A 12,453-nucleotide genomic window follows, 5' to 3' on the forward strand; every position below is an offset into this window, starting at 1 on the left:
CAGCGCGTCGTGAGCCAGCCGTGACCATCTGGTTGAAACGCACCCATTTCTGCGCCCGGGCCTTGGCCTGGGTCGCTGGCGTGTCCTTGATTTCACTGGCCGTGCTGATGGGGCTTGCCCAGATGCTGCTGCCGCTGCTGGCGCGCCACCCTGAATGGGTCGAAGCGCAACTGTCCGCCAAGCTGCATCGCCCGGTGACCTTCCAATCGATGGATGGGCGCTGGCAGCCATCGGGTCCGTTGTTCCTGATCCGCGGCATGACGATCGGATCAGGTGATGGCGGCGCGTCGCTCCAGATCCCCGAGGCGGAAATCAAGCTGGACCCAGGCGGTTGGCTACTGCCTTCGCGGCATGTAGTGAATCTGCACGCCCGTGGTCTGCAGTTCGACATCAGCCGTGACGCCGATGGCACCTGGCATATCAACGGTATCGGCCTGGCCGGTGGCGCGGAGCGACAGAAGCCGGGCTTCAGTCAGTTGTCGGTTGGCCTGTCTCTGAGTGATACGCGCCTGGACATCACCGACAACCGCATCAACCGGCACTTCACGCTGCTAGCTGATCAGTTGCAGCTAAGCCGACAGGGCAGCCGCATCCGCGTGGGCGCGCTGCTGCGCCGCGAAGATGCGCCTGGCCAGGTGCGTGGCGCAGGCAATTTCAGCGACGACGGCGCCGATGGCAAGCTGTGGATCAGCGGCAGCAACCTGGATCTGCATGCCATGTCGACGGGCATCGATATGGCCGGCTATACGGCCGATGGCGGTAGCGGTTCTTTCGAGAGCTGGCTCGACTGGCGTGATGCCCGCGTGGTGCGCAGCCTGACGCGCTTCCATCTTCGCGACCTGAAACTGGGCAACCCCGATGGCGCCAGCGCCAGTGCGGATGCGCTCGATGGGTTGGCCGAAGTGGCGATTGGCAAAGACAGCTATACCGTGCGCTGGGCGGCGGACGATGGCGGCGCCGCCGTTATCGCGCTGAAATCCTTGGGAACCGACCAGGCCAGCGTCGAGGTGGCCGCACGCCAGTTACAGCTCGCGCCGCTGGTGCCCTGGCTGGCGCTCAAGCCCCAGATGTCACCCGGGCTGTCGCAATGGATCGGTGGTGGTAAGCCCCGCGGCCAGCTCACCCAGGCCAACCTGGCCTGGAGTCATGCCGAAGGGATGCGCTCGCTCTACGCGGCATTCGACAACGTCGCTATCAATCCTGTGGGCAAGCTACCGGGTATCGATGGCATTCATGGCGAGCTGCGTGGCGATGCACAGGCGGTGGCGGTGTCTCTGCCGGCACAAGCCACCGTCCTACGTTTCCCGCACACATTCCGCGAGCCGTTCGTGATGTCCAATCTGGGTGGCGACGTAGCCTTTTGGCAGGACGACGATGCCTTGCACATCGGCACCGACGCCCTGGATTTCGAAGGTGCAGGCTTCGGTGGGCAGGCACGTGGCGAGGTGGCATTACCGAATGCCGGTGGCCGCCCCTTCATGGATCTCTACGCCACGCTTTCCCCCTCCGACATAGTGGCCGCCAAGATGTTCTGGCCAGTCGATTCGATGTCGCCCGCCGCCGTGCAATGGCTGGACCAGGCCCTGATCGCCGGCAAGATAGATCATGCCGATGTGCTCGTGCGCGGTGACCTGAAAGACTGGCCGTTCCACCAGAACGAAGGCCGCTTCGAGGCTCGCGCCGAGATCAACGGCCTGGAGCTCGACTACGGACGCGACTGGCCGCACGCAGAGAACGTCAACGCCGTCGCCAACTTTATCAATGGCGGTATGTTCGTCGAGGTGAGTCAGGCGGAGTCGCTGGGCAATAAGGTCGATCGTGCAGTCGCGCTGATCCCGGAACTGGGCCATACCGTACTCGACCTCAATGTGAGTGGTAGCGGCACGGGCGCGAGCATGATCGACTTCGTGCAGCGCAGCCCCATCGGCATGCATCACACCGATACCCTGTCCAAGCTGAAACTGGGCGGCACGGGCGCTTTCGACTTCCACCTGTCCCTACCGGTGGCTGACGCAAGCAATCTCATCCTCAATGGCAGGGCGCAGCTGAAAGGCGTGGATTTCAACGCGCCGGAATGGAACCTCAGCCTCGAAAAGCTGACGGGTCCCGCAACGTTCGACAAGGCCGGCTTTCATGCGGGCCCGCTCGATACCAGTTTTCGAGGACAGCCTGCGAAGCTCGATCTCGCCATCGCGGGTGCAACCGGTCAGCCCAATGCGGTGCTGTCGGCCAAGCTGGCCGGCCGCTTCAGCATGGCCGAGCTAACGCAGGGCTACAAACAGCTCGATTGGCTCAATCAGGTGGCAACCGGGCGCAGCGATTTCACCGTTGGCTTCAATATCCTCAGCACCCCAGGTTCGGCTGCCGTCACGCAACAGCTCAGTGTGGATTCCATGCTCAGCGGCATGGCCTTGGATTTCCCTGCACCGTTGAAAAAGCCAGCGGATGACGCCTTACCGCTTCATCTGGACATGAACCTGCCCATGCAGGGCAGCGACCTGCAGTTGAGCATGGGGCAGGTAGTGCGCGCGCGCATGCGCCTTCCGCAGAACGACAGTCAATCGCTCGCAGCGACCTTCGCCTTCGGCACCAAGGCACCGGACTCCGTGCCCGACAAGGGTATTCGTATCCGCGGGCGGCCCGCCAAGCTGGATGTGACGGGGTGGACCCAGTACGCCGCAGCGGGAGGCAGCAGCAACGGTCCCGGTCTGGAAAGTATCGACGTAAACGCTGAGCAGGCGATGGTGTTTGGCCATCCGTTTGCGAGCATGCATCTGCTCGCCAGCTCGCAGCCTGATGGGCTGGTGGTGGACGTCGACAGCGCCGGGTTGGCCGGCCGCTTCAACGTGCCGCTCGCCGATCTTGGGCGGCGCGGCGTTACCGCGCGCCTGCAGAGGCTGTACTGGCCCAAGGACACCGCGGCGCCCAAGAAGGGCGATGCCGGTGCCGCAGAGGCGGTGGCGGGGCAGGGCACGGCCACGCCAACGTCGGCGAATGCCGCTGTGCCGGCCTCCAATCCCGCCGCGACGGGCATTACGCCCTCGGCGCTTCCGCCGTTCCATCTTTGGGTGAGCGACCTGCGTTTCGGTGATTCCAAGCTCGGCGATGCGCGACTGGAGACCTGGCCGACGGATCGCGGCATGCATATCGACCAACTACGAACCTTGTCGCGTGGTGTGCAGATCAACGGCGTCGGCGACTGGAACGGTACAGCGGGCGACAGCCACTCGCACATGCGCATCGATTTCGCTGCCGACAATATGGGCGACATGTTGGGTGCGTTCGGTTATGACGGGCTGCTTGCAGGCGGCAAGGTGCGCGCTCAGCTCGACGCGACCTGGCCCGGTGCGCCGTCCGCCATGGAGTTGGGCACCATGGACGGCAAGCTGAGCATCAACATTACCGACGGCCGTATGCCTGAAGTGGGGCCGGGCGTAGCGCGCCTGTTTGGCCTCGTGTCAGTGCTTGAGTTGCCGCGTCGTCTGTCGTTCGATTTCGGCGACGTGTTCGGCAAGGGGCTCGCCTTCGACGCTATCGCTGGCGACTTCAAGCTGGGTGACGGCAACGCCAACACCGACAATCTGCAGATCCGCAGCCCGGCGGCGGAGATTTCGATCAAGGGCCGCACGGGCGTTCGCGCCAAGGATTACGATCTGCAGGTGCAGGCCATTCCACACGCCGGCAACAGCCTGCCGGTGGTCGGTGCGTTCGTGGGTGGTCCCATCGGTATCGCGGCCGGCTTCGTCGCGCAGGGTCTGTTGGGGCACGGCATCAACCGTGCGGCCAGCGCGCACTACAAGATCAGCGGCAGCTGGGACAAACCCGTGATCACCGCGCTCGAGAAGAAGGACGAGCCCGTCACGCCGACGTTATTGCCGAATGCGGATCCGTCAGCCGCGCCAGCCCCGGCGAGTAGCAGCGCACGGTGATTTTGTTGCGTCGTAGGAGCGCACACGTGCGCTCCTACGACTACTCGTTTCAGGTGGCCGGATCGCGCGGCTTGGTGCTTCCACGAAACGGGAACAACTGCTGGCGCACGAAACCATCCGGCATGTAGTCACCCACAACGCCGTAGTGCTCAGGGAATTTCTTGGTCGACTTCACCGCCGTGCCGAACACGTAATCGAGAAAGGCGTAGTGCGCGGCGTAGTTCTTGTCGATGGCTTCGTCGTCGGACGCGTGATGCCAGTGGTGGAAGTTCGGCGTCACGATGAGGAACTTCAGCGGGCCCCACGGCAGGTGCACGTTGGCATGGTTGAACACCGCCTGGAAGCCCACCACGATGATGTAGGCGTTCATCACACCCTCGCTGAAACCGAGGATGTAGAGCGGCGCTAGCACGGCCACGCGCGTGAATATCAGCTCAAGCATGTGCTGGCGCGAACCGGCCAGCCAGTCCATCGTTTTCACCGAATGATGCACGGCGTGGAAGCGCCACAGGAACGGCACCTCGTGATAGGCGCGATGCGTCCAGTACTGCGCCAGGTCGGCGACGAGAATGCACAGCAGCAACTGCGGCACGAACGGAAGATGCTTCACGTACTGCTGAAAATCGCTGCTGACCAGCCATCCAAACAGATGATGCAGCAGGAAGTTCACCACCAGCAGCGCCAAGCCGACAATGAAGTGGTTCACCGCGAAATGCTTGAGGTCGGTCTGCCATTCCTTGCGGAACAGCGTCTGGCCCTTGTAGAGCGGAAACAGCTTTTCGATCACCACGAAAATCAGCGTCGAGCCGAGCAGATCCAGGATGAACCAGTCGAGGCCGATGTACGGCGTGTGATCCGGGAAATTGCCCACCGGCACGCGTGAGCCGCCTAGCGCCGTCGCCACGATCACCAGCGCGAACGCCACCATGCTCAGTTGCCGCGCACGGCCAAGGATGATGTTCGCCAGCGACATGCCGCCGGAGACGAGCAGGGCGGCCAGGAGCAACTGGCGAAGCAGGTCCACCGAGTACCTGTGGCGCAGGTCCGGCGTGGTCAGGTATTGGGGAAAGTGGAAAGCCAGCACACCGAGCAGGCACAAGAAGCCCAGCGACAGAGCGATCACGCTGCTGATCTTGCCCATGCCCGGCTTGAGCTCGCCGTCCCTGTGCAGCAGCTCTCGGGTTTCCTCGATGGGGGCCTTGATGGCGCGGTCGAGAACCTTGTTGGCCATCGGTTGCCGGGGGGTATCGCTCATACGTGATCCTTCACATGCTCGTCATAGATACGGCCTGCATCGTACCTGTTGGGGCGGGGCAGCTCCATGCGACGGTCTTTAAACCCCCGTCCGGCGGCCCCAACTTGGTAAAGTCCTCTTTTCTGCAAACGGCACCGACTTCATGGATTCCCTGATCGCGCAGGCAGAACGTCGCCTGCTGTCGCCGGGCGGCTTGGCCGCCACCGACCTCGACCGCGTCTTCAATCAGCTGATGGGTCCCTCCATCGACGCCGCCGACCTGTATTTCCAGCATTCCCGTAGTGAGTCCTGGGTGCTGGAGGAGGGCATCGTCAAGGACGGCAGCCATTCCATCGAGCAGGGCGTGGGCGTACGTGCGATCAGCGGCGAGAAGACTGGTTTCGCCTATTCCGACGAGATCGTGCTGCCCCAGCTGCTGGAGGCCTCCAAGGCGGCCCGCGCCATCGCTCAGGGCGGCAACGGTGCAGGCAAGCCGCTGGCCTTGAACGGTGCGCGCCAGCTGTATCCGGCCATCGACCCGGTCGAGAGCCTGCCCAACCCCGACAAGATCGCCCTGTTGCGCGAAGTGGACGCTTACGCACGCTCCCGCGATCCACGCGTGAAGCAGGTCATCGTGAGCTTGGCAGCGACCATGGATACCGTGCTGGTGGCCGCCTCCGACGGCACGCTGGCCGCCGACGTGCGCCCGCTGGTTCGCCTGAACGTTGCTGTGATCGTGGAGCACAACGGCCGACGCGAGCAGAGCCATGTGGGTGGTGGCGGCCGCTATGGCTACCGCGAGCTGCTCGAGAACGGCCGCGCCATGGCCTTCGCCGATGAAGCGGTGCGCCAAGCCTTGGTAAACCTGGAAGCGGTCGACGCGCCGGCCGGCAGCATGCCGGTGGTGCTTGGCCCCGGTTGGCCGGGTGTGCTGTTGCACGAAGCCATTGGCCACGGCCTGGAAGGCGATTTCAACCGCAAGGGCAGCTCGGCCTTCGCCGGCCGCATCGGCCAGCGCGTGGCCGCGCCGGGTGTCACCGTGGTGGACGACGGCACGCTGCCGGGCCGCCGTGGCTCGCTTAGCGTGGACGACGAAGGCACACCCACCGAGTGCACCACGCTCATCGAGGACGGCACCCTCAAGGGCTACATGCAGGACAAGCTCAACGCCCGTCTGATGGGCATGGCGCCCACCGGCAACGGCCGCCGCGAATCCTTCGCACAGCTGCCGATGCCGCGCATGACCAACACCTACATGCTCGCCGGCCAGCACGACCCGCAAGAAATCATCCGCTCGGTGAAGAAGGGCCTGTACGCCGTGAACTTCGGCGGCGGCCAGGTGGACATCACCAACGGCAAATTCGTGTTTTCCGCCAGCGAGGCTTACCTGATCGAAGACGGCAAGGTCACCCGCCCCGTGAAAGGCGCCACCTTGATCGGCTCCGGCCCCGACGTGCTCACCCGCGTCTCCATGATCGGCAACGATCTCGCCCTCGATGAAGGCGTGGGCGTGTGCGGCAAGGACGGCCAGAGCGTGCCGGTGGGCGTGGGCCAGCCGACGCTGAAAGTCGATGCAATGACAGTGGGCGGTACGGCGTCCTGAGGGTCGGGTCACATCGCCTCGAGGCGGTGCTTTCTCAGATCGAAGGGGCTGTGTGAATATCAGGTGCAAAGCGGCTCAATCAGGGCCGCTTTCTATGGAGGGGGACGGATATGGATCGTTTATTGCGGTTGTGCATCGCCGTGGCCGTTGGCTGTCTGTCGGTTTCTGCCTCTTTGGCCGACTCGCCAAACGCCGGGGTAGATGCGAAGCTGCAAGGCGTATTGCCCATCGTTTCCTCGGACGATTCGCGGCACGCGTTTACACCTGACGAGATGAAGTCATTTCTGATCGCTCGCGCCAAGGCCGAAAAGATCAGCGACCGATTGCAGCGTTGCCTCGACTATCCGGACCCTCCAGGCAGTCGCTGGACACACGAAAGCGTTGCCGCCTATTGCCGCTTCCGTTTGCAACCCGTCATCAATCGCGTGGAGATGAAAGCCCTGCTTGATGGGGGACATGCCGCCGATATCGACCGGCGTCTCACAGAGTGGGAACACCAACCGAAAACGCATCCCGAAGCGTTCTGGCGAATGATCAGCGAGGACTTCGTTCGGTCAGATGCCGACGCTCGCCAGCTTCTCGAGGCTTGGAAACAGCAGTCCCCCACCAGTGCGTTTGCGTATGCGGCAAGCAGTTACGGTTTTCTTCAAGAGGCATGGGAGGCGCGAGGAGGGGACTATATCCAGGAGACGCCGCGTGCAAAGATCAATGCGATGGAAACACTGTTGGCACGAGCCGAAGGTGATCTGCGGCACGCCATCAAGCTCGATCCATCCGTTGCGTTGCCTTATGCCGTCATGATCGAAAGCGGAATCATGCTAGGCGACGACGCATCCGTTGCCGACGCCGCCAAACATGGCATGCTTGCCTCGTTACCAAGTTTGCCCGTCTACGAGGCGCTCGCCCTTGCGGCGCAGCCTCGTTGGGGTGGTAGCCTAACGACCCAATCGAATCTGTTGGCATCGGTGCAGACGAATGCGGCGAAGAATCCTTTGTTGGTAGTCGTCCGCGCCAAAATTCTGAGTGAGCAGTTGGGGCTTGGCTGCTATTGCAGTTCGCGCCAGGAAGATTCCGTGTACCGAACAGCGCTCGATCAAACGGCGAGTCGCACGGAGCTTTTTGACGCGGGGGAAAGTGCGCTTAACGACGGCCAATACAAAGTGGCTGTGATCTACCTGTCAGAGGCATCGCGTTTCGACTATCCGGGCGTAGAAGAAAAGCTCAGTGTCGCCATGGCCCATCTAGATCCAACGCTCCAGAAATCACACTAATGACACTGTAGTCTCCGGCTATATAGATAGTACGAAAGCTCATTTCGCTTTTGCCCTCGTCGCGGGGACAGTGCATTGCGGATGCCTATGCCTGAGGCATTTAGATCAGACGTACTGACGTCCGCAATCACCTTACGCCCTGGTGGGGGATATTGCGATGAGCGAAGCAGTACGTGTTCTATCTGGCCCTCAGGCTCGTGCTCAAGGCGCGCGATTGGGTGTGTTCGCCAATGAGGACTGGTGGTCGGTATGGATCGGCCTCCTGGTGATCGTCGTGGCATGGGCTTTGTTCGCCAACGGAAGTAGCCTTAAATGGCTGGCGGTGGCGCCAGCGAAGTGGAAGACGCTCGCCGACGCATGGCAGGGCATTGCGTCGCACTGGCCGAATTACCTCGCTCTCTTCGCTGCGTTTACGCTGCTGTTCGGTACCGGCCTCGCTGTGCTCGGGCATTCGTTGTCGCGTTTCCTGCCGGCATTTCTAGTGCTGTTCGTGGTGTCGTTGCTGATCTTTACGGTGTCGGCGTGGACAGAGGCGTCGTGCTACAACCTCGAAGCGCCTCTGCTTGCATTGGCGCTAGGCCTGCTGGTGTCCAACACCGTGCGGTTGCCGGAATGGTTCCAGTCCGGATTGCGCGTGGAGTTCTACATCAAAGTAGGCATTGTGCTGCTGGGTGCGACCTTGCCGCTAACTTTGTTGTTCTGGGCGGGACCGGTGGCTGTGGGCCAGGCGACCATCGTGTCGCTTGCCACGTTCTTCAGCATCTTTTTCGTAGGCAAGGCGTTAGGTCTCGATAAGCGCTTCGCGGCCGTACTCGGCGTCGGTGGTGCGGTGTGCGGCGTTTCCGCGGCGATCGCCAGTGGCGGCGCAGTGCGCGCGCGGCGCGAGGATACGTCGGTAGCGATCACGCTGGTGGTGGTGTGGGCTATCGTGATGATCTTCGTGCTGCCGTTTGTGTCGCGGGCATTGGGCCTGTCCACGGCTGTGGCTGGCGCATGGATCGGCACATCCGAGTTCGCGGATGCCGCGGGCGTCGCCGCGGCGCAGGCTTATGGCGATGCGGCGCGCAATGCGGGCGGTGCCATTGCCGGCGCCCCTGATGCTGCCGTGCAGGCGTTCACCCTGATGAAGGTGGTGGGGCGTGATATCTGGATCGGCATCTGGGCATTCGTGTTGGCCTGGGTGGCGACCACACGATGGAATACCTCGGAAACCGGCGTACAGGCGAAAGCCGACGTGCGTGAAATCTGGGCACGCTTTCCGAAGTTCGTATTCGGTTTCGTGCTCGCGTCTGCATTGGTGACGTGGATCGCCAGCCACTACTCGCTGGCCGATTACCGCAAGGTGGTGACGCCGGACCTGGTTGCGCCGATCAGTACGTTGCGCACATGGGCCTTCACGTTTTGCTTCTTGAGCATCGGGCTTACCACGCGCCTGCGCTCCTTGGCGGCCACGGGCTGGCGCCCCCTGTTGGCGTTCACGGCGGGCGTGGTGGTGAACGTGATCATCGGCTACGTGCTGTCGGTGCACGTGTTTGCCGATTATTGGAACGGATTAGGCGGGTGACCGCCGTCGCTACGCTGGATGCGCGCTGTGAGCGCTGTCGCTTCCGTCGTGATGATCCGCGGGTGACGGAACAGCGCCTGCCAGGGCTGACGTCATTCGGCTCGGCTTATGGGGCGAGCATCGGGGCGAGTGCGTTGTGCGAGGTGCACGACTGCTTCGTGTCGCCGGGAGATACGTGCATGCAGTTTCGTCCGAACGACGATTGAGGGGAGTTGGGTCGCGCACGCGTGCGCGACCCACGAGAACTCAGTCTTCGTTCTCTTCCGCGCCGTCGATGTCACCTTCGTCATCGATGATCTCGTCGGTGACGGCGCCGCTCGCCAGATCCTTGAGCAGCTGATAGATCTCGCGGTACGCACGCGGTGGCTTGTTGCCATCCTTTTCGATCTTTGCCTGGCGCACCAGGGAGCGCAGGTGCTGGCGATCGACGCCCGGATATTGCGCAATCACGTCGCTCATCGCGTTGTCCGGGTCGGTCAACAGGCGATCGCGCAGGGCTTCCAGCCGATGCATCGCGGCCGTCTCCTGGCGCTGGAGGTCGCGGTTCTCGCCCAGCGCGGCGCGCACGCCGTCAAATACGCTGGTGTCGTGGCGGCGCATCACCTTGGCTAGAAAGGCGAGCTGGCGCTTGCGTGCAATGTGCGCGGTGATGCGGCGCGTATTGGCAATTTCACGCTCCACGTCTTCCGGCAATTCCAGCTTGGCCAGTTTGCTCGGGGGTAGCTCGAGCAATTGAACGGCCAGCGCCAGCACGGCCAGCGCGTCGCGGCGTTGCTGGGTGCGGGTGGGGCCGTAGTCGTGGTCGGGGTCGTCGGTATAGGTGCGTGGCACGGATGTCTTCCAGCAGTGGATACGGTGTTCAGGGCGTTGCGACGACGCCGTCGAGCAGATCGGGTTCGGCTTGTTCCAGCGCGAAGCGGAGGATGGGCTCGCCATCCAGTTCCACGGTTTCGCAGAACATCACGGCGGGGCGCACCCACAGGCCGTACTCGCCATAGAGCGCCTGGTAGACCACGACCTCTTCCATCGTCTCGCTGTGCCGGGCGGTGCCCAGGACGCGGTAACGCTGGCCTTTGTAGTGGCGGTAGATGCCGGCTGTCAGTGCCATAGCTTGGCTCCGTGACGCTCTTTGCTTTCGGGGACGCGCCCCCATTTTGGGATGCTGCGCGGTAGGACCGCGTATTCTACCCGTTCCTGGAGTCTGGTTCGTGCCTTCCTGTGGCCCGCGTTTGCCGCCCAAACCCCTGCGTGAGTGTTCCGTGGCGCAGCGCCTGACTGGCCGTCAGGTCAAGCCGCCGGGCGCTCACGCAGGGGTTTGGGCGGCAAACCCTTCGGGCCGGGTCTGTTTGCCCGCCAGCCTTCGTCATCTCTCAGTCGTGTATTGACATACACTCCCTCGCTCTTCCTTGACTGGCGCGCAAACAGCTCCCGGCGCGGGTCACAGGAAGGCACGAACCAGACTCTAGTGCAGGAATCCTTGTGACCCAGCTGAGCCCGACCCAAGACCGCAGCAATGACGAACTCGAGCGCCTGGCCCAGTTGGCGGAGGACGTGATTCGCCGGGCCCGCGCCGCTGGTGCCAGCCAGGCTGAGGTCGCTGCCAGCATCGACACGGGCCTGAATGTGAACGTGCGTCTGGGCGAAGTGGAGACGGTGGAGCACACGCGGGACCGCGGGTTCGGGCTCACCGTGTATTTCGGGCAGCGCAAGGGCTCGGCCAGCACGGCCGACCTTAACCCTGATTCGATCCAGGCCACGCTTGAACAGGCCTGCGCCATCGCCCGCTTCACCGAGGAGGATCCGGCCGCGGGCCTGGCCGACGCCTCGCGTATGGCCACCCAGTTCCCCGATCTAGACCTGTGGCACCCGTGGCGCATCGAGACCGACGAAGCCATCGAACTGGGCAAGCAGATCGAAGATGCCGGGCGCGCCCATGCCGGCATCACCAATTCGGATGGCGCCAGCGTGCAGATGGGCGAGAGTCTCGCCGTGTATGCCAACTCGCACGGTTTCCTGGGTCGCGAGCGCGGCACGCGCCATTCCCTATCGCTTGCGCTTATCGCCGGTGACGACGATGGCATGCAGCGCGATTACTGGTACGACAGCGTGCGCTCGGCGGGCGACTTCATCAGCGCGCAGACGCTGGGTGACAAGGCCGCGGAGCGGACGCTAGCGCGCATGGGCGCACGCAAGCTCACTACACGCCAGTGCCCGGTGCTGTTCACGCCGGATGTGGCACGCGGGCTCATCGGCCACCTGCTAGGCGCGGTCAGCGGCGGTGCGCTCTACCGGCGCGCCAGCTTCCTGTTGGACCACGCGGGGCAGCAAATCATGCCGTCCTGGATGACCATCGTGGAGCGCCCCTTCATCATGCGCGGACAGGGCTCCGGCTCGTTCGATGCGGAAGGTGTGGCCACCCGCGATAGCGCGCTGATCGAGAACGGTGTGCTCGCCCGCTACGTGCTGGGCAGCTACTCGGCGCGCAAGCTCGGGCTGGAATCCACCGGTAATGCGGGCGGCATACACAACCTGATCGTCGAGCCGGGCCAGGATGACTTCCAGGGCCTGCTCAAGCGCATGGGCACCGGGCTGGTGGTAACCGAAGTGATGGGGCAGGGCGTGTCCACCATCACGGGCGACTACTCGCGCGGCGCTGCCGGCTTTTGGGTGGAAAACGGCCAGATCGCCTATCCGGTGGAGGAAATCACCATCGCGGCCAACCTGCGCGACATGTACGCCAACATCGTAGCGGTGGGTTCGGACGTGGATCACCGTTCGCATCTGCTGACCGGCTCCATTCTGCTGGAGCAGATGACCATCGCCGGTGAGTGACTACCTGCACCAGTAAATCG

Annotated in this window: 9 protein-coding genes; 6 read left to right on the top strand and 3 right to left on the bottom strand. The window is 63.3% G+C overall.

Going from position 1 to position 12,453, the window contains the following annotated elements:
- Nucleotides 1–20 precede the first annotated feature (20 nt).
- Nucleotides 21–3,929, top strand: coding sequence for a YhdP family protein (locus tag DyAD56_RS16755; protein WP_102303899.1), 3,909 nt, complete (start codon nucleotides 21–23; stop codon nucleotides 3,927–3,929).
- 49 nt (nucleotides 3,930–3,978) lie between these two features.
- On the opposite strand, the gene DyAD56_RS16760 is transcribed toward DyAD56_RS16755, so the two are convergent.
- Nucleotides 3,979–5,184 (bottom strand): sterol desaturase family protein, encoded by a 1,206-nt coding sequence (locus DyAD56_RS16760; RefSeq protein ID WP_102303900.1) that lies wholly within the window; start codon nucleotides 5,182–5,184, stop codon nucleotides 3,979–3,981.
- A 142-nt stretch (nucleotides 5,185–5,326) separates the two neighbouring features.
- On the opposite strand from DyAD56_RS16760, the gene tldD reads away from it, so the two are divergent.
- The 4 genes from tldD (at nucleotide 5,327) to DyAD56_RS16780 (ending at nucleotide 9,807) form a co-directional block, all read left to right on the top strand.
- A complete protein-coding gene (gene tldD / locus DyAD56_RS16765; RefSeq protein ID WP_102303901.1) occupies nucleotides 5,327–6,766 on the top strand; it encodes a metalloprotease TldD in 1,440 nt (479 codons plus the stop codon).
- A 110-nt stretch (nucleotides 6,767–6,876) separates the two neighbouring features.
- A complete protein-coding gene (locus tag DyAD56_RS16770; RefSeq protein WP_102303902.1) occupies nucleotides 6,877–8,037 on the top strand; it encodes a DUF4034 domain-containing protein in 1,161 nt (386 codons plus the stop codon).
- Nucleotides 8,038–8,194: 157 nt separating this feature from the next.
- A complete protein-coding gene (locus DyAD56_RS16775; RefSeq protein WP_199179010.1) occupies nucleotides 8,195–9,601 on the top strand; it encodes a putative sulfate exporter family transporter in 1,407 nt (468 codons plus the stop codon).
- Nucleotides 9,598–9,807, top strand: coding sequence for a hypothetical protein (locus DyAD56_RS16780; RefSeq protein ID WP_199179011.1), 210 nt, complete (start codon nucleotides 9,598–9,600; stop codon nucleotides 9,805–9,807). Before DyAD56_RS16775 ends, DyAD56_RS16780 begins: the two co-directional genes overlap by 4 nt.
- A 40-nt stretch (nucleotides 9,808–9,847) precedes the next feature.
- Here DyAD56_RS16780 and yjgA read toward each other — a convergent pair whose 3' ends face one another.
- Together yjgA and DyAD56_RS16790 are read right to left on the bottom strand one after the other, a co-directional pair.
- Nucleotides 9,848–10,432 carry a ribosome biogenesis factor YjgA gene (gene yjgA / locus DyAD56_RS16785; protein ID WP_233202538.1) on the bottom strand — a complete coding sequence of 195 codons (585 nt, stop codon included), beginning with the start codon at nucleotides 10,430–10,432 and terminating at the stop codon, nucleotides 9,848–9,850.
- Between the two features lie 28 nt (nucleotides 10,433–10,460).
- Nucleotides 10,461–10,709, bottom strand: a complete 249-nt coding sequence (locus DyAD56_RS16790; RefSeq protein WP_102303905.1) for a DUF1653 domain-containing protein — start codon at nucleotides 10,707–10,709, stop codon at nucleotides 10,461–10,463.
- A 371-nt stretch (nucleotides 10,710–11,080) separates the two neighbouring features.
- Here DyAD56_RS16790 and pmbA point away from each other — a divergent pair, with 371 nt between their 5' ends.
- Nucleotides 11,081–12,433, top strand: coding sequence for a metalloprotease PmbA (gene pmbA / locus DyAD56_RS16795; RefSeq protein ID WP_102303906.1), 1,353 nt, complete (start codon nucleotides 11,081–11,083; stop codon nucleotides 12,431–12,433).
- Nucleotides 12,434–12,453 lie beyond the last annotated feature (20 nt).

Source organism: Dyella sp. AD56 (genome assembly GCF_002878475.1).
GTDB lineage: Bacteria > Pseudomonadota > Gammaproteobacteria > Xanthomonadales > Rhodanobacteraceae > Dyella.